We start from the raw sequence: 26,199 nt of genomic DNA on the forward strand, positions 1-26,199 counted from the left end.
ACGGGCGCCGCGACTTCGGTCGCGGCGCCCGTCCTCGTTTCCGTCCAGCTCCGGTCAGTACCAGATGTCGAGCGAGGGCGACGGGAACGCGACCAGCGCCTTGTCGAAGGCGTCGATCGCGGCACGATCCCCGGTGAGACGGCCGGCGCCGTGCAACGAGGACGCCCGAACCCCACCGGCGTAGAGCGACGACAGCGCCGAGACGTCGAGCTCGATGTCGGCGGAGCCTCCGTGCGCCTCCTCGACGGTCGCGATGCCCGACTCGTCCACGCGCAGCCGCCAGTCGCCGGCGGTGAATCCCAACGGGTCCTCGACCCGCAGGACCGTGTCGAGCGGTGCCGAATAGTCCCGCGCGGTGAGGGCGGCCGGGAGGTCGAGGATGCGCAGCCAGCCGTGGTCATGCACCTCCTGCTTCACGCCACGCGGATCGGCGACGAGCCACGGCAGCGGGTCATCCAGCGGACGGAGGTCGGCGACGACCTCGTCGACCAGATCGTGCTGCAGCACGAAGCGCCAGAGCGCGGTGCGTGCATCGGCCGTCTCGGCGACGAGCAGACGCACGTCCATCCGGAACCGGAAGGTGCCGCTCGCCTCGCTCACCGTGTACGCCAGGACGCCGCGGAGCACTCCGTCCTCGTCGAGGTAGCGCACGCCCCTGGCCTGGTCCCGATCCGGTGTCGGCGCGACTCCCGAGTACCCTTCCCATCGGCCCTGCCAGCCCGGGATCTGCCCGGGGACCTGTCGACGCGCACGCTCGTGCACGGTCCCGAGGTCGGCGGCCAGCGTGTCGCGATCGACGTATTCGAGGCGCCCCGGGGGCGTCGCACCGCCCCATCCCGCACGCCGCGTGTTCACGGTCAACCGCGCGACCGGTATCGCGGAGCCGAAGCCGTAGCGCCCGTAGATCGTCGCCTCGGAGACGGTGAGGCCCGCGACGGGAACGCCGGCCGATGCTGCGGCTCGCAACTCGCCCTCCAGCAGAGCCCGCGCGATCCCGCGGCGCCGGTGCGTCGCCGCGACGGTGACCACGCTGATCGCCCACATGTCGATCTCGCCGCCGCCCGGGAGCGTGAGCGGCGTGATCCAGGCGTTCGTGGTCGCGATCGGAAGCGTCGCATCCGTCGCGTCGGGCTCGAACACGCCGATGTTGCGCCGAGCCGCGAAGGTCTTGGTGACCTGGGCGATCATGTCGCCCGTCGGCTCGGCTCCCAGGAACCCGCGGTCCACCGCGCGTTGGAATGCCGCCGAACGGGTGTCGTCCGACAGATCGACAACCCGGTATTCGAGCCCGGAGGTCGCCAGGCGTTCAGTCGAAGTGGGGTCTGCGGTCACGTCCCGCGCATCGATGGAGCTCATCCATCCACACTACCGAGGCGGTCGGACGCGACGTCAGTGCTGCGCGGCCTGAGCCTCACGCAGACGCGCGAACACCTGATCGCGCAGCTGCTCCGGAGCCGTCTCCTTGCAGGCGCGGGCGATGACCTCGGTGAGGGTCGTCGCCACCAGCGCCTCGTCACGGCACGAGGGGCAGTTCTCCAGATGCTCGCGGATCTCGGTGTGCTCGGTCTTGCACACCTCGTTGCGGAGGTACTCCTCCAGATCCTGACGCGCTTTCTCGCAGCCGCAGTCGCTCATCCCTTGCTCCTCGTGTCAGCCGCGGCGATGCCCCGCTCGGCGGCGTAGTCTGCCAACAGCTCCCGCAGCATCCGCCTGCCACGGTGCAGGCGGCTCATCACGGTGCCGATGGGCGTCTTCATGATGTCCGCGATCTCCTGGTACGCGAATCCCTCGACGTCAGCGAGGTACACCGCGAGTCGGAAGTCCTCCGGGACGGCCTGCAGAGCGTCTTTGACGACCGAGGCCGGCATCCGGTCGATCGCCTCCGCCTCCGCCGAACGACTGTGCGACGCGGTGGTCGACTCCGCACCGCCCAGCTGCCAGTCCTCGAGCTCGTCGATCGTGCCCTGGAACGGCTCGCGCTGCCGCTTGCGGTAGATGTTGATGTACGTGTTCGTGAGGATGCGGTACAGCCACGCCTTGAGATTCGTCCCCTGCGAGAACGTCGACCAGGAGCCGTACGCCTTCACGAACGTCTCCTGCACGAGGTCTGCGGCGTCCGCCGGATTGCGCGTCATGCGCATCGCGGCGGCATAGAGCTGATCCATGAAAGGGATCGCCTGCTCCTCGAACTCGCGCCGAGGGTCGCTGACGGTGTCTGCGGTTGCGGTGTCGTCCATCACCGGCCAGTCTAGGCCGCTGAGGTCGATCACCTCGCGCTCCAACGTCGCCGGCATTCTCTCTCCTTCACCTCGGGAGCCTCGTCTGTCGCGCCGAAGCTCCCTGCGTTTACTAAGGTGAGAACCGATGAGCGCCAACAGGTATTCCCCCATCCGCGTGCAGGGTGCCTTTCCTGCGCCCACCACCGATGTGCCCGTGCATGCCGAGCTCACGATCCCCGGCTCGAAATCGCTGACGAACCGCGAGCTGATGATCGCCGCGATCGCAGACGGCCCCGGCCGGCTGATCGCGCCGCTGCACTCCGACGACTCCGCCCGCATGGTCGATGCGCTGCGCGCGCTCGGCGTCGGCATCGAGGAGGTGGAGGCCGGTCACGAGTTCGGTCCCGACCTGGTCGTCACCCCGGCGAAGCTCAGCGGCGGCACGACGATCGACTGCGGACAAGCCGGTACCGTGATGCGCTTCATCGCTCCGCTCGCGGGGCTCGCCGAGCACGACGTGCACCTCACCGCCCACGAGACGGCCCTGCACCGACCGATGGGCGGACTCATCAGCGCCCTCCGCGACCTGGGCGTCGACATCGACGATGAAGGCACCTGGTCCCTCCCGTTCACCATTCGCGGTCACGGACGCATCCGTGGCGGCCGCGTCGAGGTCGACGCCTCCGCATCGAGCCAGTTCGTCTCCGGTCTCCTGCTCGCCGCTCCCCGGTTCGATGTCGGGCTGCACCTCGTGCACACCGGCGAACACCTCCCGAGCCTGCCCCACATCGACATGACCATCGAGGCGCTGAGCCGTCGCGGCATCCGCATCGAGCGTCCCGCCGTCGGTGAGTGGCTCGTCGAGGCCGGCGTGCCGCGCGCCAAGGAGCTCGCGATCGAACCCGATCTCTCGAACGCGGCGCCGTTCCTCGCCGCGGCACTCGTCACCGGCGGTTCGGTGGCTGTCACCGGTTGGCCCGCGCACTCCACACAGCCGGGCGCGATGCTGCCGGACATCCTGCAGGCTTTCGGTGCCCATGTCGGACGCCACGGCGGCACGCTCACGGTGCGAGCCGGCTCGAGCATCCGCGGCCTCGATCTCGACCTCTCGGCAGCGAGCGAACTCACCCCGACGCTCGTCGGTCTCGCCGCCTTCGCCGAGACCCCCACCACGATTCGCGGCATCGGCCACATCCGCCTTCACGAGACGGATCGGATCGCCGCGTTGATCGGCAACCTCCGCACGCTCGGCGGGGAAGCCGAGGAGCTCTCGGATGGGCTGCGGATCATCCCGCGCCCGCTGCACGCAGGAGAGTGGGCAGCGCACCACGACCACCGCATGGCCACGACCGGCGCGCTCATCGGGCTGCGTGTCCCCGGCGTCGTGATCGACGACATCGGCACGACCGCCAAGACCCTCCCGGAGTTCACGATGCTCTGGGAGCGGATGCTGCGGGGCTGACGGTGAGCTGGCTCGACGACACCGACGACCTCGACGACGACTTCGAGGACTACGACGAGAGCACCATCCGCACCCGTCCCAACCCGAAGGCCAACCGCCCCAGGACCAAGCGTCGCCCTGCGCATGAGGATGCCGAAGTCGGCAGGGTGCTCGGCGTGGACCGCGGTCGCTACTCCGTGCTCGTCGGCGAAGACACCCCCGACGAGCGCATGATCACCACGACCAGGGCCAGGGAGCTGCGTCGCATGCCCATCGTCACCGGCGATCAGGCACGCGTGGTCGGCGACACCTCCGGTGACGAGGGAACGCTCGCCCGCATCGTCGGCATCGTGGAGCGTACGTCTCTCCTCCGGCGCAGCGCCGACGACACGGACCAGGTCGAGCGGGTGATCGTCGCGAACGCCGACCAGATGCTCGTCGTCGTGGCGGCTGCCGACCCGGAGCCGCGTGCGCGTCTCGTCGACCGTTACCTGGTCGCGGCTCTCGACGCCGGGATCCGCCCCCTTCTCGTCGTGACGAAGACGGACATCGCGGACCCGACGGAGTTCCTCACCCATTTCGACGGCCTCCACCTGCGGGTGTTCACGAGCGCACAGGGCGAGATGCCGGTGGACGAGATCGGCGCCGCCCTGGTCGGGCACTCGACCGTCTTCGTCGGGCACTCCGGCGTCGGCAAGTCCACCCTCGTCAACGCGCTCGTCCCGACGGCCGGACGCGCCACGGGTCACGTGAACCAGGTCACCGGACGGGGCCGGCACACCTCCTCCTCCACGGTGTCGCTCCGGTACCAGGGCGCCGAAGGGACCGGCTGGGTGATCGACACCCCCGGCGTCCGCTCCTTCGGTCTCGGTCACGTGGATCCGGCGAACATCCTCGCGGCCTTCACCGAACTCGCCGAGATCGCGGAGAACTGCCCGCGTGGCTGCACGCACCTGGCGGACGCTCCTGATTGCGCGCTCATCGAAGCCGCCGATCGGGGCGAGCTGGGCGAGACCGGGCGCGCGCGCCTCGACTCGCTCCAGCGACTGCTGCAGACCTTCGCCGACAAGGCGGAGCAGGCCCCCGGCCGGTAGGCTGGAGGCGTGACCCAGCGCCTGGAACCCGGTACCGCAGCCCCCGACTTCTCCCTCCTCGACCAGGACGGGAACCTCGTCCGTCTGGCAGACCTGCGCGGCGAGAAGACCGTGCTGTACTTCTATCCGGCGGCGATGACGCCCGGATGCACCACCCAAGCCTGCGACTTCCGCGACAGCATCTCCTCGCTCCAGGGCGCCGGCTACCGGGTCATCGGCATCTCACGCGACGAGCCGGCGACCTTGGCGAAGTTCCGCGAGCGGGACGCCCTCACGTTCCCCCTCCTCAGCGACCCCGACCACTCGGTCCATGTCGCCTACGGCGCCTGGGGCGAGAAGATGAACTACGGCAAGGTCGTCGAAGGAGTCATCCGCTCCACGTTCGTCCTCGATGAGGACGGGAAGATCGACATCGCCCTCTACAACGTCAAGGCCACCGGCCACGTGGCGCGGCTGCGCAAGCAACTCGGCATCGACGCCTGACCCGGTTGGCGGCGGCGCGGCCGCGGCGTCGATGCGGGCACCGCACGGAGCTCACTCCGGCGCGCGCTGCGCGCCTTCTCGTCGTGCGCACGTGATGAGCAGGGCGAACCCGAGCAGAGCCGGAAGTCCGACGCCGAGGGTGAACGTCCAGGAGACCGGTTGAACCGTCAGGGACGCCAGGGCGAGCGCGACGGCCAGCACCTGGAGCACCACTCCTCCCGAACGCGCCCACGACTTGCCGGCGCGCGTTCCGAACGCGAATGCTGCGAGAGCGGCCGCACCGATCAGCGTGAGAACGATGAGCGCGATGGCGGTCGGCAGCGACGACGCGTCGCCCGCTCCGAGACCCGCGAGTTCGATGATCGCGAACACCAGGAGCGCGACCGCTTCGAGGGCAAGGACCCCTGCGGCCGCGAGGGCGATTCCGGGTGCGCGCACAGTGTCTCCCAAGGATCGAAAGAGGAGAAAACCCTTGATTTCAGGGTATTCATGTAACAGAATAGAGAAAGTCATGTGCTCCCACAGCGGCGTGGGGCGGGCGTTCACGCTCGCATCACAATTCGCGGCATTCCGTCCGCATCTCAACAGGGTAGCCGAACCCGAACAGCTACCCGAATCCGAGAAATCGCACCGCGACATCTCTTGAAATCCACACCGAGGAGCCCCCATGGACTGGCGCGATAAGGCCGCCTGCCTGACTGTCGACCCCGAGCTTTTCTTCCCCGTGGGGAACACCGGCCCGGCCGTCGACCAGATCGAGAAGGCGAAGACCGTCTGCGCCACCTGCACGGTCACCGAGATCTGCCTGCAGTACGCCCTCGAGACCAGTCAGGACTCGGGCGTCTGGGGCGGCCTCTCCGAAGACGAGCGCCGTGCGCTGAAGCGCCGCGCCGCTCGCGCCCGCCGCGCCTCCTGAACTTCCGAAAGCGGCCCGAGATCGACTCTCGGGCCGCTTTCGCGTGTGCCGGGAGCGCCGGCCCTCAGCGGTCGAGCCAGCGGAGCGGGATGTCGATGACCACCTCGGTGCCCTCGCCGTCGCTCCCCCGCCACTCGATCGTGCCGCCGAGCTCGCCCTGGATGAGTGTGCGGATGATCTGAGTCCCGAGCCCCTGACCGATCCGACCTTCAGGCAAGCCCAGACCGGTATCGCGCACCGTCACGCGGAGGTTCTCCTCCGTGCGCTTGGCGTCGATGGTCACGATGCCCTCTTGGCCTGCCAGACCGTGCTCGACCGCGTTGGTCACGACCTCGGTGAGCGCGAGAGCGAGCGGCGTCGCATACTCGCTCGGAAGCACACCGAAGCGACCGGTCGACTGCGTGCGCGCGCGGGTGCTCGGCGCCGATGCCACCTCCGCCACGAGCTTGAGCACGCGGTGGAAGACCTCGTCGAAATCGACCTTCTGCGTGAGTCCCTGCGCGAGCGTGTCATGCACCACCGCGATGGCGTCGACACGGCGCATGGCCTGTGTGAGCGCGTCCCTGGCCTCATCGGAGTGCGTGCGGCGGGCTTGGATCCGCAGCAGCGAGGCCACCGTCTGCAGATTGTTCTTCACCCGGTGGTGGATCTCGCGGATCGTCGCATCCTTGGTGATGAGCTCCTGCTCCTGGTGACGGAGCTCCGACACATCGCGGCACAGCACGATCGCCCCGATGCGGGTGCCGTGGTCCTTCAGCGGGATCGCACGCAAGGACACCGTGACACCCCGCGCCTCGATGTCGGTCCGCCAGGGGGCGCGCCCTGTGACGACGACCGGGAGTGACTCGTCGACCTGCCGCGAAGGCGGCACCAAACGCGTGGTGACTTCGGCGAGGGACTCCCCCTCGAGTTCGTCGTCGAAGCCCATCCTGTTGAAGGCGGAGAGAGCGTTCGGACTCGCGAACGTGCTGATCCCGTCCACGTCGATGCGGATCAGGCCGTCCGACGCGCGAGGGGCGCCTCGGCGCGGCGAGGTCGGTGCTGCGAGGTCGGGGAAGCTCCCGTCCGCGATCATCCGGAACAGGTCGTTCGCGCACTCGTCGAAGGTGATCTGCTGGCGAGACGGCGTCCGCAGCTCGCCCAGGTTGGTGTGTCTGGTGACCACGCCGATCGCTGTGGGGGCTGTGCCTGTGTCCCGGCGTTCGGGCACGATCGGCACGGCTCGGACCCGCGTCGGCGTCTCCTCGAACCAGTCCGGCGATGAGGAATCCACGATCTCGGCCGACTCGAAAGCGCCCTGCACCTGCGTACGCCACTGAGGCCGCACCCGCTCCCCGACGATGTCACGATAGAAGAGCGTGGCCGCACCACTCGGGCGTGCGTGCGCGACCGCGATGAAGGAGCCGTCCTCGGTCTGGATCCAGATGACGATGTCGGCGGACGCGAGATCGGCGAGGAGCTGTCCGTCTCCGGCGAGACGATGGAGCCACTCCACGTCGCTGTCGGTCAGGAGTCCCTGGGCATGGGCGAGATCGCTGAGGGTTGACACCCTTCCAGCCTACGGTCACATCGGTCAGAGAATCGCCAGGGAGGTCGCGCGCCAGCGTCGATCGATTCCATCCAGTCTCACCGCGACCGCCCGCGTGCGCCCCGGTCCGGCCACCACGACGACCGCTTCGATGACCCCGTCGATCGGAGCCGTCACCCGCAAGGACCGGATCTCGAACGTCGGGCGAGCGGGAGCGACCCCGCGCGCGCTGCGCGCCCTCGCCGACAGGTTCGCCCGGGTGACCAGGCTGCGGAACGCGTCTTCGCTGAACCACCGCGCGAGCTGATCGACCTCACGGACGCCGGCGAGCACTTCGAGCACACCGCGGGTGAGACTGCGCAGGAGCGGTGCGGGATCGGGCAGTTCGCTGGTCGGTGTCGGCTGCGGAGCGAAGTACTCGTGAGGCGTCATGTCGATCTCTCGGTCGGGAAGGTCTGCGAGGTCGTCAGTACAGCACCGACCGCCGGGCTCCCGAACGCTGATCGAGGAAGTATGTGGATAACTCGTACGTCCGAAAACGACGTCGCCTACGCTCGGTCGGGTGCACTGGGACCGACTGTTCGAAGACCTCGAGGGCCAACTGGCGTCCGAGTGGGAGGCCGAACGCGCCGTGCTCGATGCGGAGTCGGAGAGGCTGCGCATCGCCCGGTTGGATCTGCGAGCGCGCCTGCGGGTTCTCTGCGGCTCCGACGCGGACGCCCTGATCGACCTCGTGAGCGGTCAACGCCTTCCCGTCACGGTGCGCACCCTCGGGGCCGACTGGATGGCCGTCGAATCGCGCGGCACCGGGGATGCCGTCCGTGCCCCGACCGCCGCTCTGCTCGTCCCGCTGCACGCGATCGCCGGCATCACCACGGACCACGGCATGATCCTGGCGAGCCTCGAGGAGGTCCCTGTCATCGAGCACGCGCTCCGGGAGAGGATGACACTGGGCTTCGTGCTGCGTGATCTCGCGCGGCGCCGCGTCCCCGTGCACCTCACCACCCGGGTGGGTGAGGTGCACGGCACGATCGATCGCGCGGCCGCGGATCACCTGGATCTGGCGGTGCACGACCCGGGGCAGGCGCGCCTCGCCGGTGCGGTGCAGGGCTTCCGCATCGTCCCGTTCTCCGCACTGGTCGCGGTGCGGACCGCGGGAGATCAGTTGCCGTGAGCCGACGAGATGCCCCAGACCTCGGGGAAGCTCGCCACCTGTGATTGCCTCCACAGCGCCATACGGCGAGACGTCTCCGATTCCTCGGCCAGATAGCCTTCCAGGCTCGACTCCTCCACGCGCCAGCGCGGCGGCGACCCGAGCTGAGCTCCTCGCAGTCTGCCCTCGTGCACGAGCTCGATCACCTCGCCCACTCCGATGCTCAGCAGCTCGGCGACCTGCGCGGGGGCGAGGAATCGCGGCGCGCGCGAGGACGGGGCTGACATGCCCCCATTCTCCCTGACACGCTCCCCCGGATCGGGTCGGACGGAACCCTGTGGATAACCGAGGAGGTCCTGTTTCGATCTCTGTGACGATAGCGCCATGCCTTTCCTCTCCCGACCTCGGCGCGCGTTCTGGGGCGACCTGCGGTTCCTCATCGGGATCGCTCTCGTCGCGCTCTCGATCACCGCCGTGTGGCTCATCATCGATGCGGCAGACGACGCGGAACCGGTACTCCGAGCCGACCACACCATCGTCGAGGGCGAGACCCTCACCGCGGACGACTTCCAGGTCGTCGAGGCGGGACTCGGGTTGCTGAGCGACGACTACCTCGGGCCCGAAGACCTGCGATCGGGGCAGATCGCGGCACGGACGATCGAGAAGGGCGAGATCGTGCCGTTGTCGTCTCTCACCGACGCGGACCGGAGCCGGAAGACCACGATCGTGATCGAGAGCAACACCGGCATCCCGGAGGAGGTGGAGCCCGGCACCGTCGTCGAGGTCTGGCACGCTCCGCCGATCGACGACGGGCGCTCGCACGAGGCGCCCCGTATCCTCGTCGCCGACGTGATCGTGCGCGACGTGATCGAGCCGGACGGGGTCCTGGCTTCGGCGGGCACCCGGCTCGAGCTCGTGATCGACCGATCCGACGCGGCGGAGGTCCTCGCCGCGGTCACCGGCGGGTCCGCCCTCTCCGTGCTGCCTGTCGGAGACGCCTCATGACCGCGGTGGTCTTGGCAATCGCGGAGCCACGCGCGAGCGCACTGGCCGCCGAACTGGAACTGGAGGGGATCCGCGTGCTCGCGGTCCTGACGGCCGGCACTCCGGTCGCCGATCTGCCTCCCGGCACCGAAGCGCTCATCGTTCCGGCGACCCGGGCCGTGCTGACCACCGAGCTGATCTCGACGTGTGATCGTGCGGGAGTGCGCGTCCTCGCCCTCGGCGGAGCGGACAGCCGCCTGCGCGGACGACTCGGGTTGTCTGCACCACTGCCCACCGAAGCCACCGGCTGGGAGGTCGCCGCGGCGCTGGGCACCGAGAGCGTCGACGCGCCACTGCCTCACGGCCCCGAGCCCCACCGCGTCATCGCCGTCTGGGGACCGCACGGCGCCCCTGGACGCTCGACTGTCGCGATCCAACTCGCGGTCGAACTCGCCCGGGCCGGCCGCCGCACGGCTCTGATCGACGCCGACACCGTCGCGCCGTCGATCGCCCTGCTGCTCGGGCTCAGCGACGACGCTCCCGGAATCGCCGCCGCCTGTCGTCGAGCCGAACGAGGCGCCCTTGACGACGACGAACTGTCCCGCTTGTCCACCCGAATCCTGAGCGGAGGTCAGGACGTCGAGGTTCTGGCGGGGATCAATCGCCCGAGCCGCTGGCCGGAACTGGCATCAGCCCGTCTCCGCACCACGCTGCAGGCTTGTCGGGCGTGGAGCGAGGAGACGGTCGTGGATGTGGCCGCAGCCCTCGACGCGGACGACGAGGTCACGTACGACCTCGCCGGGCCCCGTCGACACGCGGCGACCTCGGCGACGCTGATCGAGGCGGACCTGATCGTGGCCGTCGCGGCGGCGGATCCTCTCAGCATCAGCCGGTTCCTGCGTGACCACGCCGAACTGCGCCGCCTCACGGCCCCGACGCCCCTCGCCGTGGTCGTCAATCAGCTCAGGCAGGGTCCGCTCGGCATCGATGCGCGCAGGCAGGTCCGGCGCACCCTCGAGCGATTCGCGGGCATCACCGAGGTCACGTTCCTGCCCTTCGATCAGCGGGCTGCCGATGCCGCACTGCTGCACGCCCGGCCGATGACCGACGTCACGCCCCGTTCACAGCTCGTTGCCGCCGTGAGGAGGCTGGCCGCGACCCTGTCTCCCACACGTCCGGAGCTTCCTACTGGCGGTAGCTCGAGAGGAAGTTCCCCAGTCGTTCGACGGCTTCGCTCAGCACTCGCGGCTCGGGCAGCGTCACCAGTCGCAGGTGGTCCGGGGTCGGCCAGTTGAAGCCGGTGCCCTGCACCAGGAGGATGTGCTCGGAGACGAGGAGGTCGTAGACGAGGCGGGCGTCGTCCCTGATCTCGTGCACGTTCGGATCGAGACGCGGGAATGCGTAGAGCGCACCCTGAGGCTTGACGCAGGACACCCCGGGAATCGACTCCAGCCCTTCCCAGGCGATGTCTCGCTGCTCGCGCAGACGCCCGGTGGGAGCGATCAGCGCCTCGATGGACTGCACGCCCGACAGAGCCGCCTGGACGGCGTGCTGCGCAGGGACGTTCGGGCACAACCGCGTCGACGCCAGCAGCGTGATCCCCTCCAGGAAGCCCTTGGCGTGCCCCTGCGGGCCGGTGATGACCATCCACCCCGAGCGGTATCCCGCCACCCGATAGGTCTTGGACAAACCGTTGAACGTGAGGCAGAGCAGGTCGGGAGCGAGTGTCGCGGTCGGGATGTGGACCGCGTCGTCGAACAGGATCCGGTCGTAGATCTCGTCGGACAGAAGCAGCAGCTGGTGCTCCCGCGCGATCTGCACGAGACCTTCCAGGATTTCACGCGAATAGACGACACCCGTCGGGTTGTTCGGGTTGATGATGACCAGAGCCTTGGTGCGAGGCGTGATCTTCGAGCGGATGTCCTCGAGATCCGGCTGCCACTCGTCGTCCTCGTCGCAGAGGTAATGCACGGGCGTGCCTCCCGCGAGACTGGTCATCGCGGTCCACAGCGGATAGTCGGGGGCGGGGATCAGAACCTCGTCGCCCTCGTCGAGCAGAGCCTGCATCGTCATCGTGATGAGTTCGGACACGCCGTTGCCGAGGTAGACGTCATCGGGGTCGAACCGGGGGAACCCCTCGATCTGCTCGTACCGGCTCACGACCGCGCGACGGGCGGAGATGATGCCCTTGCTGTCGCTGTAACCGTGCGCCGTGGGCATCGCGGCGAGCATGTCGTGCACGATCTGGTGCGGTGCATCGAAGCCGAAGATGGCCGGATTGCCGGTGTTCAGCTTGAGGATCTTGTGACCCTCCGCTTCCAAGCGCGCCGCCTCGACGAGGGCGTTTCCGCGAATCTCGTACAGGACGTTCTTGAGCTTCGACGACTGATCGAAGTTGCGCGTTGGGGTCATCGACCAAGCCTACAGCGACGAAAGGAGGGCCAATCCACCCGGACTGGCCCTCCTCCTCACCGAACGCTACTTCTTCTTCTTGCTCTGCGCACGACGCTGTTCACGGTTGCCGGCGGCCGGTGCGTCGCCGTCCGTGCGCTGCCCGAACGCACCGCGGGGCGCCTCCTCGGGCTCGGTCTGCGGAGCCTGCGCGCGCACGGCGGCCTGACGGACGCGATCCGTCGCCGCCTGCTGAACCTGGCCGCGGTCGTTGCGCACCTCGACCTCGCCCGCATCGTTCGCGGCGGAGTACTCGAGACGCTGCTCGCCTCCGCCCGCGGCGAGGCCCTTGGCTTCGACCTCGGTGGTGTCCGAGTCGGCGGCACGGCGCACCTCGACCTCGAGGTTGTAGAGGTAGCCGACCGACTCCTCCTTGATCTGCCCCATCATCGACTGGAACATCGCGTAGCCCTCACGCTGATACTCGATCAGCGGGTCGCGCTGCGCCATGGCTCGCAGGCCGATGCCGTCCTTGAGGTAGTCCATCTCGTAGAGGTGGTCCCGCCAGCGGCGATCGAGCACCTGCAGCACGACGCGTCGCTCGAGTTCGCGGGTCGCGGCCTCACCCAGCGACTCCTCGCGGGCTTCGTAGGCGATCTTCGCGTCGGAGAGCAACTCGCGTGTGAGGCCTTCCGCGGTGATGCCGCCCTTGCGCCCTGCAGCCTCCGAGACGACCTCGTCGATGGTGACCCCGACCGGATAGAGCGTCTTGAGCTCCGTCCACAGAGCATCGAAGTCCCAGCTCTCGTTGTGGCCCTCGCCGGTGTGGTCGCGGACGACTCCGGCGATCGCGTCCTCGATGAAGTGCTGCACCCTGTCGGCGATGTCGTCGCCCTGCAGGATGTGACGGCGGTCGGCGTAGATCGCCTCGCGCTGACGGTTCAGGACGTCGTCGTACTTGAGCACGTTCTTGCGCATCTCGGCGTTGCGCGACTCGACCTGCGACTGCGCGCTGCGGATGGCGCGGGAGACGAGGCCGGACTCGATCGGCACGTCGTCCGGGAAGTTGGTGCGCGCCAGGATGGCCTCGGCGGCACCGGACTGGAACAGTCGCATCAGGTCATCGGTGAGGCTCAGGTAGAAGCGACTCTCACCGGGGTCACCCTGACGACCCGAGCGACCGCGGAGCTGGTTGTCGATACGGCGCGACTCGTGACGCTCGGTGCCGAGCACGTAGAGCCCGCCGGCCTCGATGACCTTCTCGGCCTCCTCGGCCACGACGCTCTTCATCGCCTCGTAGGTCTCGTCCCAGGCGGTCTCGTATTCCTCGGGGGTCTCGACCGGATCGAGGCCCTTGGCCTTGAGATCCTGCACCGCGAGGAACTCGGCGTTCCCGCCGAGCATGATGTCGGTGCCTCGACCTGCCATGTTCGTGGCGACGGTGACCGCTCCCAGGCGACCCGCGCGGGCGACGATCTCGGCCTCACGCGCGTGGTTCTTCGCGTTGAGGACCTCGTGCTTGATGCCCTTCTTCGCGAGCAGGCGGGACAGGTACTCGCTCTTCTCGACGCTGACGGTTCCGACCAGCACCGGCTGACCTTCGGCATGACGCTCGGCGATGTCCTCGACGACCTGAGCGAACTTGGCGGTCTCGTTCTTGTAGACGAGGTCCGACTGGTCCTTGCGGATCATGGGACGGTTCGTCGGGATCGGGATCACGCCGAGCTTGTACGTCGACATGAACTCAGCCGCTTCGGTCTCGGCGGTACCGGTCATGCCGGCGAGCTTGTCGTAGAGGCGGAAGTAGTTCTGCAGCGTGACGGTCGCGAGCGTCTGGTTCTCGGCCTTGACCGGCACGCCCTCCTTGGCCTCGATCGCCTGGTGGATGCCCTCGTTGTAGCGGCGTCCGACCAGGATGCGGCCGGTGTGCTCATCGACGATCATGACCTCGTCGTTCATCACGACGTAGTCGGTGTCCTTCTTGAACAACGCCAGTGCCTTGATCGAGTTGTTCAGGAACGAGATCAGCGGAGTGTTCGCGGACTCGTACAGGTTGTCGATGCCGAGGTAGTCCTCGACCTTCTCGATCCCGGGCTCGAGCACGCCGACGGTGCGCTTCTTCTCGTCGACTTCGTAGTCCTCGCCCACCTCGAGGGTGCGGGCGATCTTCGCGAACTCGGCGAACCAGCGGTTGGCCTCGCCGGAGGACGGTCCGGAGATGATGAGCGGCGTACGGGCCTCGTCGATGAGGATCGAGTCGACCTCGTCGACGATCGCGAAGAAGTGCTCGCGCTGGACGAGGTCTTCCTTCCGCCACGCCATGTTGTCGCGCAGGTAGTCGAACCCGAATTCGTTGTTCGTGCCGTAGGTGATGTCTGCGGCGTACTGCTCACGGCGGATCGCCGGCGTCTGACCGGAGACGATGATGCCGGTGGTCATGCCCAGGGCACGGAACACACGCCCCATGAGTTCCGCCTGGTAGCTCGCGAGGAAGTCGTTGACGGTGATGACGTGGACGCCCTTGCCGGCGATCGCGTTCAGGTATGCGGGGAGGGTGGCGACGAGGGTCTTGCCCTCACCGGTCTTCATCTCCGCGATGTTCCCGAGGTGCAGCGCCGCGCCACCCATGATCTGCACGTCGTAGGCGCGCATACCGAGCGTGCGCTTGGCGGCTTCGCGCACCGCGGCGAACGCCTCGGGCATCAACTGGTCGAGCGTCTCACCCTTCTCGTACCGCGCCCGCAGCTCCGTCGTCTCGTTGCGCAGTTCGTCGTCGGTGAGCTTGGAGATGTCCTCTTCCAGCGCTCCCACTGCCTTGACGACCTGATTCAGGCGGCGGATGACCCGCCCCTCGCCCGCACGCAGCAGCTTTTCAAGAGGATTGGCCACGGATGTCATCTCCCTGTCAGTGGGTAAATCGCCGGCCATCGGTGGACCCGACGCCAGGCATACTTCGCCATGTTACCGGGCCGTGACCTCCACGTCGCCTGCACGTCGCCTGCAGGACGACCCGCGCGTCACGACGAGAGCATGCCCGGTAACCATATACTCGGTATCGCATTCGGCCCGATCACACGAGGAGACGACGATGTCCGTACGCCAGAGCATGCTCGCCATCCTCGCCCAGGGACCCTGCTACGGATACCAACTCCGGCACGAGTTCGACCGACGCACCGGTTCGGTCTGGCCGTTGAACGTCGGCCAGATCTACAACACCCTCGAACGACTCGAACGGGACGGCCTCGTGCAGCGCGGCCACACCGATGAGCAGGGGCATGTGTACTGGCGGATCACCCGCGCCGGAGATGCGGAGGTCGCACGGTGGCTCGCCTCCCCCCTCGCGCGCACCAAGGGAGCCCGTGATGAGCTGGCGATCAAGCTCGCCGTCGCCGCGACCCTCCCCGGTGTCGACGCCGCGGCCACGATCCACGCCCAGCGCGCGGCATCCCTGGAGCATCTCGAGACGTTGCGGCAGGCCAGACGGACGAAGCGCGGGGAGGACGGCCCCGAGGGACTCGCCTGGTCACTGGTGGTCGACTCGATGATCTTCTCCGCCGAAGCCGAGGTGCGCTGGCTCGACCACGCTGCCGAGCGCCTCACCGGACACCCGCAGCACACGATGGCGCTCGAACTCACGGAGGAGCGCCCCAAACGAGGACGCCCTGCGAAGTCCGGCGCCGCGATCACCGATGCCGAGATCGCCGGCGCCGAGATCACCGAGACCGCGCCTGCAGCCTGAGCGAACACCGTCGCGACGACCTCAGGGCCGCTCGGCCGAACTTCCCCGTTCGCCCGGAGCGGATGCTCAGCCGGCTCATGCGCCGGGGAAACTAGGATCGACCCATGGCTGGTTTTTGGGGCAAGCGCAAACGCGAACAGGAAGAGCTCGCCGCTCGGGACGCCGATCTGGCTCGGCGTGCGGAGCAGGCCCTCGTCGGAGCGGACGAGCGGATCCGCACCACAGCCGACGAGCTCTCCTTCGCCGAGGCCGAACTCGGCGAAGGCCTGACCTCCGACCTGCGGACGGCACTCGCCGCGGTGCGCACCCACCTGCGCGAGGCGTTCCAGCTCCACCAGCTGAATCACGATGAGATCCCCGACACGGACGAAGAGCTGCGCACCCGCAATGCACGCATCCTGCAGCTGTGCGACTGGGCACAGGACCTCCTCGACGAGAAGACCTCCGAGCTCGCGGAGTCCGTCTCCACCGTTCGACGCGCGCCCGAGATCATCGCACGAGTGCGCGCGGAGGCTGCGGCGCTCAGCGCCCGCATCCCGCAGACCAACGAGGCTGTCGCACGTCTCTCCGCACGCTACGCCGATTCCGCGATGCATCAGATCACGGCCAGCGCCGCCGAAGCGGAGCAGCTCATCAGCTTCGCGACCCACAGCGCCGACGTGTCGGAGCGCCGTCGAGCGGCGAAGCAGAACGAAGAGGCGAACGTCGCGCTCGAGACCGCGACCGAAGCGACCCGGCGAGCATCCGCGCTCCTCGACGCCGTCGAGGACTTCGAGATCGAAGCATTGCGCGCCGAATCCACGCTCGCCGAAGTCGTGGCAGACTCCCGCAACGACCTCATCGCCGCACGCAACGCTCCCGCGGTACCGGCGGTGGCGTCAGCCGTCGCAGACCTCCAGGCCGCGCTCTCGGCGCTGACGCCGTCGGGACAACCCAACGATCCGTTCGCGGAGCTCTCCCGCTTGCGTGACGCCAACTCCGCGCTGGACGACGCCATCGCGAAGGCACGCCACCGCGCCGAGAACCCGCTCCCGAGCATCGCCCAGGTGCAGCACGCGATCGACGACGCCGACCGGCAGCTGGGTGTGGCACGCGGCTTGATCGCCGGTCATCGCGGCTGGATCGGCGCGGACGCCCGCACACGCCTCGCCGAGGCGGAGCGACTTCGTGTCGACCTCTCCGACCTCCTCCCGGCCGAAGAGACCCGCGAAGCCGCGCTCGTGCAGGCACGACGGGTCGCACACCTCGCCTCCGAGGCGCTGCAGCTCGCCCAGCGCGACATCGATTCGTCCCGCCCGCAGGACGAGGGCTGGGGCGGCGGCGGATGGGGAGGCGGCGGCGGACGACGCGGTGGCGGCGGTGACCTCGCATCCGGCATCCTCGGTGGACTCGTGATCGGCAGCCTGCTCGACGGAATCTTCGACTGACCCGAGCCCTCACGCCTCCCGGACGTCGAAACGGCCCGGTCCCTTTCTCGGGGGCCGGGCCGTTTCGCAACGTCGATCAGGAGGCGAGAGCCTCGGACGGCGGAGCCTGGGTGCTCAACGCGATCACGCCGTAGTCCCAGCCCTTGCGCCGATACACGACACTCGGGTGGTCGGTGCGGACGTCCACGAAGAGGAAGAAGTCGTGTCCGACCAGTTCCATCCGGTCGACGGCCTCCTCGACGGTCATCCACTCGGCGTCGAAGCTCTTCGTGCGGATGACGACGGGCGAGTACTCCTCCTCTTCCGTCTGCTGCACCGGCACGTTGCCGGTGGCGACGGCATGCAGGACATCCGCCGATGCCGGTTGGACGTCGATGCCCGTGAGAGCTCCGCTCTCCTTCTCGAAGTGAGCGCCGCGCGGGTGCTGTCGTCCATCGACCCGCTTCTCCTTCGCGCGGCGCAGCTGCTCGGACATCTTGTCCACCGCGAGATCGAGAGCGACGAACTTGTCTCCATCCGTCGCTTCGGCTCGGACGACCGGTCCCTTCCCGATCAGCGTGAGCTCGACGGTCTCATCGGGCACATGACCGTTGCGATACACGCGATGGGTGACCTTCACATCCAGCCGCTGCGCGCGAGACGCGAGCATCTGGATCTTGGCGATCTTCTCTTCGACAACGGTTCGGAAGCGATCGGTGATACCCACTCCGACGCCAACGATGCTTGTTTCCATTGCTGCCTCCTTGTCCCGGTCCTCCCGGCCAAGGGCGGACCGTGGTCGCCTTGTGTCCCCCCACCGTAGTCCGCCCGTCGACGGATGTCACGAGCTGGTTCTCCTGTGTCTCCGGTGGGTTGTCGATGAGGTTCATGCGAATCCGCCACGAAGCGGCGTGGCGGCGAGCGCGACGGCCGCGACGACTCGGAACCCGGCCACCGTGAGGGCGCGCGCTGCCTCGTCGAATGTCGCCCCGGTCGTGATCACGTCGTCGACGATGACCGCCTCGGCTCCCTCCCCTCGGTGCCGGGCACGCATCGCTCCGCGGACGTTCGTCTGGCGTGCGCGAGCGCCCAGCCCGCGCTGATCCGGGCGCGCTCCCTCGACGGTGAGCACGGCCTGCGGATCCGCGTGCGCACGGCGGACCAGCAGGTCCGGGACGCGGTAGCCCCGACGTCGGAAAGCGGCCCGGCTCGTCGGAACGGGCACGATCCACGTCGCCGATGTCACCAGCGGGCTGAGGACGCTCGCCAGCGCCGCACCGAGCGGGCGCGCGATGAGCGTGTCCCCCTCCCCCTTGAGCCGCCGGATGCAGCGCGCCGCCACCCCGTCGAACTCGAGGGAGGACCAGACGGGCCGCCCCGCCGGTGTCACCGACTCCTGCGCCCGCGGCGCCAAGGCACTCCGACAGCCCGGGCACAGCAGGAGGCCGGGCTCACCGCAGCCCGCGCAGTTCGCGGCGAGAAGGAACGCGGCGACCTCGGCGCCGATCCGAAGGAGACGGGATTCTTCCTGCATCCGACGATTCTGCGACTCCTGGCATCGGTCACACCGTCGAGCCGCCGGCCGTCCTGCACAAGCCTCGGGCGGGACCGTGTCGTGCAGGAAGGGTCATTCGCCTGCGCGGGTGGCGAGGACGGAGATCCCGGACGCGACTTCACGCCAGGCCGTCCCCGCATGTGCGAACAGCTGTCCGCCCGCACCGAGGATGCGCACTCCCGCGGTCGTCCGCGCACCGGCGGCGGAGATCGCATCGCCCGGAGCGGCCTCCGAGGTACCCGGTCCCCCGACCATCTGAGTGATGAGTTTCGGACTGCTCGGGTCCATCAGCACACCCAGCTGGTCGGGACCCAACCACACCAGGCCCGTCGCCGGTTCGGAGAGCTGGATCAGCTGCTTGGCATCGCTGAGCTCGATCGGAACGCCCGCGGCGTCGCGGACGATGCCGGCCACGACCACCCAGTACTGCCTGCCGACCGTGATGACCGCGGCAACCCGACTGCCGTCCGCGGCGACCCGGAGGTCCGAGATCGCGGAAGCATTCGGCCAGGCGTTCCCCACCGTCTGCGGAACCACCTCAGCGTCCCAGGCGCGTAGGGCGGAAGGATCCCCTCGCGGCACCGACCAGGTGTACCCGTACGGGTCGAGCGAAGGATCGATGAGCCCGGTACGCGAATCCAGCTCGATGCGGCTGCCGTCGCGGACGAGGTAGACATGACCGTCTCCGAGTCGCGCCGCGACCTGGGACTCGTCCGCGGCCACATCGAGGGAGAGGATGGGTTGAGCGATCGCGGCGATCTCGGTGCTGATGCCGGGGAGCGGCGAGATCTCATCTCCCACGATCTTGCCGAAGACCCCGTCCTTCAGGACGAGCGTGCCGATCTCGGTCGAAGGTTCGATCACGTCGACCACGCCGGCATCGAGGTCGCGGCCGTCCACGGTGAACTGCACGCGTGTGACTGCGACCCCCGCGGCCCTCAGCGTCGCCTGCAGCTGGGTGCGCATCCGCGCGAGCGTCGTCTCGTCGAGCGCGACCGCCGGACGAGTGAGCGCGACTTCGGCCACCTGCCCGGTGATCGGAACCGCCTCCTGGGCCAGCTGGACGTCGGCGGGGAACGAGTTCTGCACGACGGGATCCAGCCAGGCGCTGGGCACACCGCCGATCAGTGCCCGCGTCACCGTCGTCGCCGGACTCTGGCGCCGGGGGAACCACCTCATGTCGGGGACGAGTCGCGACCAGCTGACGTCGAAGTACTGCAGCGGGTAGGCGTCGTACACCTTGTCGAACCGCGGGTCGTCGATCACGACCCCGTCGAGCGCTTCCGTGATGCGCCATTCGCCGTCGTCCATCCGCTCGAGGGCGAACGGCATGGTCGAGGCCCCGGGCGCATCGGCGTAGGCACCGGATTCGTCGACACTCGCGACCAGGTCCAGCTCGACCTGCACCTCGGCCGAATCCGCCTCCTCGACCAGCTCTTCGGGGACCGTCGAGGTGAGCGTGCGGGATTCCGGGCCCGCGTCGACGGACACGCCGGACGCGGGTCGCCAGGTCCGCTGCAACGCCGGCGAAAGGAACTCGCGTGCTGTGGCCCAGTTGTCAGCCGTGGTGATGCCGGCCTCCAGGAAGCCCTCCACGATCCGCTCGGGGCCGGCCCCCTTGACCGGGCCCGAGGCGACCGGGAAGAAGTCGATGTCCTGCGAGGATTCGCCGAGCTTGAGGCCGACCGTCACATCGCCGCTGGTCGGAAGCCCTGCACACGCCGGCAGCAGCAGCGCGGCGATCGCCAGCGCCGCGCCACGCAATCGTCTCTTCGATCGTGCGCGGATCATGGCCCCTCCCCCTCGTCGAACAGCTCGATGCGACTCTCGGCGAGCGAGATCGGCTGTGTCGCGTCGCCCAGTTCCGCCAACGGCTCCTGCGGCTCGACGGGGACCGGGCTCGGTCCGTCCAGCGTCCCCTCGTGCCGAGGAATGGTCAGCACGAAGTTCGTCCCGACCCCGAGTTCCGACCAGACCGCCAGCGTTCCGCCGTGCAGCGTGGCGTCGCCGAGAGCGATCGACAGCCCGAGCCCCGTGCCGCCGATGGTGCGCTGTCGCGACGGGTCCGCCCGCCAGAACCGGTCGAACACCCGCTCCGCGTCACCCGGCTCCATCCCGAGACCGAAGTCCCGGACGCCGGCGGCGACCGCGTGCTGGTTGCTGTCGACCGTGATGACGACCGGACGGCCCTCACCGTGCTCGATCGCGTTGCCGATCAGATTGCGCAGCACCCGGCGCACCCGGCGGGGGTCCATGTCCACGGGCGAGTAGCCGCCCGGCGCCACCAAGCGCAATTCGGTGCCGTGGCCATCCGCGAGCGGCCTCATCTGTTCGATGATGTCCTCGGCCAGGTGCGCGAGACTCGTGGCCTCGAGCTCGAGCTGCACCGATCCCGCGTCGTAGCGACTGATCTCGAGCAGATCCGAGAGCAGCGTCTCGAACCTCTGCACCTGCGCGTGCAACAGTTCCGCCGCGCGCGCCGTGGTCGGCTCGAACTCCGCACGCTGGTCGTTCAGCATGTCCGCGGCGAGTCGAATCGTCGTCAGCGGTGTACGCAACTCGTGCGAGACATCGGAGACGAAGCGCTGCTGCACCATCGACAGCTCGCCGAGTTCCTTGATCTGCGCCTCGATGCTGTCGGCCATGGCGTTGAACGAACGCCCGAGAACGGCCAGCTCGTCCTCGCCGTGCACATCGATCCGCACCCCCAGATCCCCCGCGGCGAGTCGCGCACTCGTCTCGGCGGCCTGGACGATCGGGGTCGACACGGCTCGCAGGACGATCCAGGAGATCGCCGCCACGATCGCCACGAGCCCGATCCCGGCGATCCAGAGCGTCCGTTGCACGAACAGGAGCGTCTGATCGGCGTCGCCCAGGTCATAGGCGAAGTAGATCTCGAACGGCCCCGCTTCCGGGACCTGGAGCTGCTGCCCCACGACGATCCCGGGGACCACCCCGCCGTTCTCGACCGGGAGCGCGACGGACTGCCACTCCTGGCGGTCATCGAGCTCGACCACGCGCCTTCGCAGTTCCGGGCTCAACAGGCTTTCGTTCAGCCCGGCCTCGAACCCGTTCAACGGCGAGGTGTCGGCGCCCGTCTCGATCTTGTATCCCGCGAGCTGGTCGGTGCTCGACGTCCGCGCCAACGTGTCCCTGATGCCGTCCCAGAGAGTGCTGAGTGCAGCCGGGTCGTCGCCCACCTCGGCCACATCGAGGATCCGCTGCGCCTGGTCGACCGCCCGACGGGCGTCTTCGAGGGCGACGTTCTTCCGTGAGATGAAGAGGTCGTTCTGGATCGCGAGAGCCATCGTCACGCACGTGATGAAGATCGCCAACGAGGTCGCGAGCAGCGTGATCGAGAGGGTGCGGAACCGGAGGGACCGTCTCCACAGGAGGCCGAGCATCGTCGGCCAGCCTCGCCAGTCGCGCAGGACGGCGACCGTCGTCGTGGTCGCTGTCGTCGCAGCCATCGTGCTCCTAGCCCACGCTCCCGGCACGGTAGCCCACACCACGCACCGTCATCACGATCTTGGGGTTGTCCGGGTCGAGCTCGACCTTGGCGCGAAGGCGCTGCACGTGCACGTTAACGAGTCGCGTGTCGGCCTTGTAGTGGTATCCCCACACCTGTTCCAGGAGCATCTCCCGGGAGAAGACCTGCTGAGGCTTCGAGGCGAGAGCGACGAGCAGCTGGAACTCCAAAGGCGTGAGTGCAATCGGGTCCGTCCCTCGACGCACCTCATGCGCGTCCACGTCGACGGTGAGGTCACCGACCCGCAGCTGTTCGCTGGTGGCCTGCGGCGTCGGGCGGAGACGAGTACGGATCCGCGCCACGAGTTCCTTGGGGTTGAACGGCTTGACCATGTAGTCGTCCGCGCCCACCTCGAGCCCACGGACGACATCGGCGGTGTCGCTGCGTGCCGTGAGCATGATGATCGGCACCCCGGATTCGGCGCGGATGCGCGTGCAGATCTCGATCCCGTCCATCCCGGGGAGCATGAGGTCGAGCAGCACCAGATCGGGCCGCTGCGTGCGCCACTCCTCGACGGCTCGCGCTCCGTCCGCGCAGAAGACCGGCTCGAAACCCTCGGTGCGCAGCACGATTCCGATCATCTCGGCGAGTGCTGTGTCATCGTCGACCACGAGAATGCGTGAGGTCATAACTGTTACCTTATGGCACCCAGTCCCAGAGGCCCCAGGTCTGCGCACCACGTCGTGGATATGACACGATGGGACCGCACGATGGAGGGAGTGCCTTTTGAGTGGCCAGACATGGACGCCCGCCCCGAAGAAGGGGATCATCCCTCTTCATCCGCTGACATTCGGAATGCTGCTGGGGAAGGCCTTCGCGGCGCTCCGGCACAACCCGAAGGTGCTGTTCGGGTTCGCCGTCGTCATCCAGCTCGTCGTCGTTCTCGTCACCGCGGGCGTGATGGGGGTCGTGTTCTTCACGACGTTCTCCCGGTTGGAGACGGTCTCCCCCTCGTCACCGGACTTCGAGGCGGTGCTGGCCGGAACGGTCGGGATCAACCTCATCGCCGGAATCGCCGTGGGCCTCGCGACGATCGCGTTCACCGCGGTCATGCAGGGCGTCGTCGCCGCCGAGATCGGCTACGCAGCCGTCGGCGTGAAGGCCACGCTCCGGATGCTCTGGCGCAGGATGGCGCCGTCGTTCTGGCGGCTCGCCGGCTTCGCGTCGCTGACGGTGGCCGCGGTCTTCGGGCTCTTCGCGATCGTCGCGGCGATCATCGCCGCGTTCGTGGCGGGCGGCCTGGGTGGCAGTGCCGAGCTCATCGGCGTCGTCGTCCTCACGGTGATCCTCATCGTGCTCGCCGCCATCCCCCTGTTCGTGTGGCTGACGACGAAGCTGCTGCTGGTGCCGTCGATCCTCGTCCTCGAACGTTCACACTTCCGTGACGCACTCGTCCGGTCCTGGCGCCTCACCCGGGGCCGCTTCTGGGTCGCCTTCGGGGTCGTGTTCCTCATCAACCTCATCATGGGCGTGGCGATGCAGGTCGTGAGCATCCCCTCGACGCTGCTGAGCACGCTCCTCACTCCCGTGATCGCGCCCACCGGCGCCGTGGAACCTGCGGCCGTCGTCGGTTTCGTCCTCGCGATCCTCGCGCCGCAGATCCTGATCCTCGTGATCCAGGCGATCGCGGCCGTGGTCCAGAGCACCGGTGCCGCACTCATCTACGTCGACTGCCGGATGCGGTACGAGGGTCTGGATCAGACACTCATCGCGTATGTGGAACGCCGGGACCTCGGCTGGACGGACGAGCAGCAGGGTGACCCGTTCCGCGTGGACCCCGCCCGTGCCGTCAGCTCCGCACCACCGCCCCGACAGGTCCCAGAGCACGTGCAGATGACCCAGGGCTACGCCTCTGCTCCGTACGGCACCGCACCGGGTGCTCCCTCCTCCCCCTACCCGGCAGCACAGCCCTACCCGGCAGCGCAGCCCTACCCGGGACAGCCTTCCCCCCCGCCCCCGCCTCCGCCCGCACCGACCGCACCCCCGGTGCCGACACCATCGCCGGGGAGCACGGGATCGATGGGGGCCGCGCCGGGGGCGTTCCCGCCTCCGCCCGCACCGACCGCACCGACCGCACCGCGGGAGACCGGGTGGGCTGCGCCCGGCGGCGATGACACGGCATGATCCGACCGTTCGACGACCTGTTCGTCCCCGACGGCGACGAGGCGCGACGCTGGGCCGAGGAGGAACTCTCCAACCCGCGCTATACCGACGCGAAGCCGACGTGGTTCGACCTCTTCGCCCGTGACGTGGGCCGTTTCCTCGCCGATCTGTTCAACGCCGACAACAGTGCGAATGTGGGGCCGGCCGCCCTCATCATCGTGATCACCCTCATCGTCGGCGCGTTGATCGCGGCCCTCATCATCTGGGGTCGGCCTCGAAGGTCCCGCACCGTCCGACGCGGCCGCGCGGATCTCCTGGGCGCGGCCGATGATCGCTCGGCGTCACAACTGCGCAGCGACGCCGAGCGCCGAGCACGCGAAAGCGATTGGAGCACGGCGACGATCCTCCGGTACCGCGCTATCGCCCGGAGCCTGCTGGAGCGGGATCTGATCGATCCCGCCCCCGGCGCCACCGCGCAGTCCATCGCGCGCGACGCGATCCGGGTGTTCGAGCAGGAGGCGGAGGCGATGCGCCGCGCGGCCACTGCGTTCGACGACGTCCGCTACCTCGGGCACGCCGCGACGGAGCAGACCTATCGAGAGCTCGCCGCGACCGACGCCCGACTGCTGTCGCTTCGCCCCGAGGAGGTGCCGGCGTGAGCATGACCCTTCAAACCCCGTCGGTCCCGTCGACCGCCGAGCACCGACCGCGCAAGACGAAGGCGATCGTGGGCTGGCTGATCGTGGTGGCGCTCGTGCTGATCGTCGCTTTCGTCGCGCTCCGTGTCAGTGTGACACCGCCGGGAGCACGGGGAGCGCTCGATCCGGAGGGCCGGGACGACGCGGGCGCGCTCGCCCTCGCCGAGATCCTTCGCGACCGAGGAGTCGACGTCGACGTCGAGCGTTCCCGGACGGCCGCGCGCGCGGCGATCGGCGACGACACGACCCTCGTGATGGCGAATCCGTACACGTTGACGGACGACGCCTTGGAGACGCTGATGGAACCGGCGGACCGCATCGTGTTCCTCTCGGCGGGCACCCATCTCCTGAGCGCACTCGAGATCGGTGAGAACGCCCCGGGAACGCTTCCCGCGGTATCCGCCGAGTGCGATGTCGCTGAGTTCGCGCGCGTGGGGACGATCCGCGCCGACCGACTCTTCGCCCCCGCTAGTGACGTGACGGCCTGCTTCGGCGACACGAACGGTGCCGCCGTGCTCGTGGACGACCGCACGGAGGACCGACGCATCGTCGTCGAGGGCTCGCGGCTCTTCGGAAACGCCTACCTCGCGGAGAACGGCAACGCTGCACTGGCCCTCGCTCTGCTCGGGCAGACGGGCCACGTCGTCTGGTATGTGCCGAGCTTCGCGGACTCCGACATCGAGGGCGAGTCAGTCGACACGCTCGGAACCTTGACGCCGCCCTGGGTCACACCGGTGATCCTCCTGCTGCTCCTCACGGGGATCGCCGCGGCCGTCTGGCGCGGTCAGCGCTTCGGTCCGCTGGTGGCCGAGACCCTGCCCGTGACGGTCCGCGCCTCCGAGACGATGCACGGACGCGCGCGTCTGACGGCCAGGGCCGCAGACTCGGCGCACGCCGCGGAAGCGCTCCGCGATGGCGCCCAGCGCCGACTCGCACGCCGACTCGGGCTCGCCGCACACG

General features: G+C 68.7%; 26 protein-coding genes. 12 read left to right on the forward strand and 14 right to left on the reverse strand.

Annotated features, from left to right (window positions below; all coding sequences use genetic code 11):
* Positions 1-54: 54 nt before the first annotated feature.
* From L978_RS16570 to L978_RS16580, 3 genes are read right to left on the reverse strand one after another with little or no spacing between them, the layout of a single operon-like run.
* A complete protein-coding gene (locus tag L978_RS16570) occupies positions 55-1,356 on the reverse strand; it encodes a GNAT family N-acetyltransferase (protein ID WP_047524396.1) in 1,302 nt (433 codons plus the stop codon).
* A 33-nt stretch (positions 1,357-1,389) separates the two neighbouring features.
* Positions 1,390-1,635, reverse strand: a complete 246-nt coding sequence (locus tag L978_RS16575; protein ID WP_047524397.1) for a zf-HC2 domain-containing protein — start codon at positions 1,633-1,635, stop codon at positions 1,390-1,392.
* Positions 1,632-2,294: a sigma-70 family RNA polymerase sigma factor gene (locus tag L978_RS16580; protein ID WP_047524398.1), complete on the reverse strand. Its 663-nt coding sequence runs from the start codon at positions 2,292-2,294 to the stop codon at positions 1,632-1,634. Before L978_RS16580 ends, L978_RS16575 begins: the two co-directional genes overlap by 4 nt.
* A gap of 70 nt (positions 2,295-2,364) precedes the next feature.
* Between L978_RS16580 and aroA the strand changes: the two genes are divergently transcribed.
* From aroA to bcp, 3 genes are read left to right on the forward strand one after another with little or no spacing between them, the layout of a single operon-like run.
* Positions 2,365-3,681 carry a 3-phosphoshikimate 1-carboxyvinyltransferase gene (aroA, locus tag L978_RS16585; RefSeq protein WP_047524399.1) on the forward strand — a complete coding sequence of 439 codons (1,317 nt, stop codon included), beginning with the start codon at positions 2,365-2,367 and terminating at the stop codon, positions 3,679-3,681.
* 2 nt (positions 3,682-3,683) lie between these two features.
* Positions 3,684-4,754 carry a ribosome small subunit-dependent GTPase A gene (gene rsgA / locus L978_RS16590; protein ID WP_047524400.1) on the forward strand — a complete coding sequence of 357 codons (1,071 nt, stop codon included), beginning with the start codon at positions 3,684-3,686 and terminating at the stop codon, positions 4,752-4,754.
* Positions 4,755-4,763: 9 nt separating this feature from the next.
* On the forward strand, positions 4,764-5,237 hold the full coding sequence (gene bcp, locus L978_RS16595) for a thioredoxin-dependent thiol peroxidase (RefSeq protein WP_047524401.1): 474 nt from the start codon (positions 4,764-4,766) through the stop codon (positions 5,235-5,237).
* 51 nt (positions 5,238-5,288) lie between these two features.
* Here the strand turns inward: bcp and L978_RS16600 are convergent, their stop codons facing one another.
* Positions 5,289-5,675 (reverse strand): hypothetical protein, encoded by a 387-nt coding sequence (locus L978_RS16600; RefSeq protein WP_047524402.1) that lies wholly within the window; start codon positions 5,673-5,675, stop codon positions 5,289-5,291.
* Positions 5,676-5,904: 229 nt separating this feature from the next.
* Between L978_RS16600 and L978_RS16605 the strand changes: the two genes are divergently transcribed.
* Positions 5,905-6,153: a WhiB family transcriptional regulator gene (locus tag L978_RS16605; RefSeq protein WP_017203224.1), complete on the forward strand. Its 249-nt coding sequence runs from the start codon at positions 5,905-5,907 to the stop codon at positions 6,151-6,153.
* 64 nt (positions 6,154-6,217) lie between these two features.
* On the opposite strand, the gene L978_RS16610 is transcribed toward L978_RS16605, so the two are convergent.
* The gene (locus tag L978_RS16610) at positions 6,218-7,702 is read right to left on the reverse strand and encodes a sensor histidine kinase (protein WP_047524403.1); all 1,485 of its coding nucleotides are present in this window, start codon (positions 7,700-7,702) and stop codon (positions 6,218-6,220) included.
* 24 nt (positions 7,703-7,726) lie between these two features.
* Entirely contained in the window at positions 7,727-8,113 is a 387-nt protein-coding gene (locus L978_RS19275) for an Rv3235 family protein (protein WP_047524404.1), read from the reverse strand.
* Between the two features lie 130 nt (positions 8,114-8,243).
* On the opposite strand from L978_RS19275, the gene L978_RS16620 reads away from it, so the two are divergent.
* The gene (locus L978_RS16620) at positions 8,244-8,855 is read left to right on the forward strand and encodes a hypothetical protein (protein ID WP_047524405.1); all 612 of its coding nucleotides are present in this window, start codon (positions 8,244-8,246) and stop codon (positions 8,853-8,855) included.
* Here the strand turns inward: L978_RS16620 and L978_RS16625 are convergent.
* Positions 8,843-9,121, reverse strand: coding sequence for a helix-turn-helix domain-containing protein (locus L978_RS16625; RefSeq protein ID WP_047524406.1), 279 nt, complete (start codon positions 9,119-9,121; stop codon positions 8,843-8,845). The genes L978_RS16620 and L978_RS16625 overlap by 13 nt on opposite strands.
* A 97-nt stretch (positions 9,122-9,218) precedes the next feature.
* Here L978_RS16625 and L978_RS16630 point away from each other — a divergent pair, with 97 nt between their 5' ends.
* Both L978_RS16630 and L978_RS16635 read left to right on the forward strand, forming a co-directional pair.
* The gene (locus L978_RS16630) at positions 9,219-9,839 is read left to right on the forward strand and encodes an SAF domain-containing protein (protein WP_047524407.1); all 621 of its coding nucleotides are present in this window, start codon (positions 9,219-9,221) and stop codon (positions 9,837-9,839) included.
* The gene (locus L978_RS16635) at positions 9,836-11,113 is read left to right on the forward strand and encodes an AAA family ATPase (RefSeq protein ID WP_052193825.1); all 1,278 of its coding nucleotides are present in this window, start codon (positions 9,836-9,838) and stop codon (positions 11,111-11,113) included. The genes L978_RS16630 and L978_RS16635 overlap by 4 nt, the downstream gene beginning before the upstream one ends.
* On the opposite strand, the gene L978_RS16640 is transcribed toward L978_RS16635, so the two are convergent.
* Positions 11,004-12,230, reverse strand: a complete 1,227-nt coding sequence (locus L978_RS16640) for a pyridoxal phosphate-dependent aminotransferase (protein ID WP_047524408.1) — start codon at positions 12,228-12,230, stop codon at positions 11,004-11,006. The genes L978_RS16635 and L978_RS16640 overlap by 110 nt on opposite strands.
* A gap of 66 nt (positions 12,231-12,296) precedes the next feature.
* Positions 12,297-15,098, reverse strand: a complete 2,802-nt coding sequence (secA, locus tag L978_RS16645; RefSeq protein ID WP_047524419.1) for a preprotein translocase subunit SecA — start codon at positions 15,096-15,098, stop codon at positions 12,297-12,299.
* Positions 15,099-15,297: 199 nt separating this feature from the next.
* Here secA and L978_RS16650 point away from each other — a divergent pair, with 199 nt between their 5' ends.
* On the forward strand, positions 15,298-15,948 hold the full coding sequence (locus L978_RS16650; protein ID WP_052193826.1) for a PadR family transcriptional regulator: 651 nt from the start codon (positions 15,298-15,300) through the stop codon (positions 15,946-15,948).
* Between the two features lie 104 nt (positions 15,949-16,052).
* Complete coding sequence (locus L978_RS16655) at positions 16,053-17,375, forward strand: hypothetical protein (protein ID WP_047524409.1); 1,323 nt, start codon at positions 16,053-16,055, stop codon at positions 17,373-17,375.
* Between the two features lie 76 nt (positions 17,376-17,451).
* Here L978_RS16655 and hpf read toward each other — a convergent pair whose 3' ends face one another.
* The 5 genes from hpf to mtrA form a co-directional block, all read right to left on the reverse strand.
* Entirely contained in the window at positions 17,452-18,108 is a 657-nt protein-coding gene (gene hpf / locus L978_RS16660; RefSeq protein WP_047524410.1) for a ribosome hibernation-promoting factor, HPF/YfiA family, read from the reverse strand.
* Positions 18,109-18,240: 132 nt separating this feature from the next.
* Positions 18,241-18,888, reverse strand: coding sequence for a ComF family protein (locus L978_RS16665; protein WP_047524411.1), 648 nt, complete (start codon positions 18,886-18,888; stop codon positions 18,241-18,243).
* A 93-nt stretch (positions 18,889-18,981) separates the two neighbouring features.
* Positions 18,982-20,700 (reverse strand): LpqB family beta-propeller domain-containing protein, encoded by a 1,719-nt coding sequence (locus L978_RS16670; protein WP_047524412.1) that lies wholly within the window; start codon positions 20,698-20,700, stop codon positions 18,982-18,984.
* On the reverse strand, positions 20,697-22,379 hold the full coding sequence (mtrB, locus tag L978_RS16675; protein WP_047524413.1) for an MtrAB system histidine kinase MtrB: 1,683 nt from the start codon (positions 22,377-22,379) through the stop codon (positions 20,697-20,699). The genes L978_RS16670 and mtrB overlap by 4 nt, the downstream gene beginning before the upstream one ends.
* Before the next feature lie 7 nt (positions 22,380-22,386).
* Positions 22,387-23,067 carry an MtrAB system response regulator MtrA gene (gene mtrA / locus L978_RS16680; protein ID WP_047524414.1) on the reverse strand — a complete coding sequence of 227 codons (681 nt, stop codon included), beginning with the start codon at positions 23,065-23,067 and terminating at the stop codon, positions 22,387-22,389.
* 97 nt (positions 23,068-23,164) lie between these two features.
* On the opposite strand from mtrA, the gene L978_RS16685 reads away from it, so the two are divergent.
* From L978_RS16685 to L978_RS16695, 3 genes are all read left to right on the forward strand, one after another.
* The gene (locus L978_RS16685) at positions 23,165-24,562 is read left to right on the forward strand and encodes a glycerophosphoryl diester phosphodiesterase membrane domain-containing protein (protein ID WP_047524415.1); all 1,398 of its coding nucleotides are present in this window, start codon (positions 23,165-23,167) and stop codon (positions 24,560-24,562) included.
* Complete coding sequence (locus tag L978_RS16690; protein WP_047524416.1) at positions 24,559-25,200, forward strand: DUF4129 domain-containing protein; 642 nt, start codon at positions 24,559-24,561, stop codon at positions 25,198-25,200. Before L978_RS16685 ends, L978_RS16690 begins: the two co-directional genes overlap by 4 nt.
* Before the next feature lie 2 nt (positions 25,201-25,202).
* Positions 25,203-26,199 (forward strand): DUF4350 domain-containing protein (locus L978_RS16695; protein WP_047524417.1); only part of this gene is annotated, 997 nt, incomplete at its 3' end.

The sequence above is a fragment of the Microbacterium sp. ZOR0019 genome (assembly GCF_000800925.1).
GTDB lineage: Bacteria > Actinomycetota > Actinomycetes > Actinomycetales > Microbacteriaceae > Microbacterium > Microbacterium aurugineum.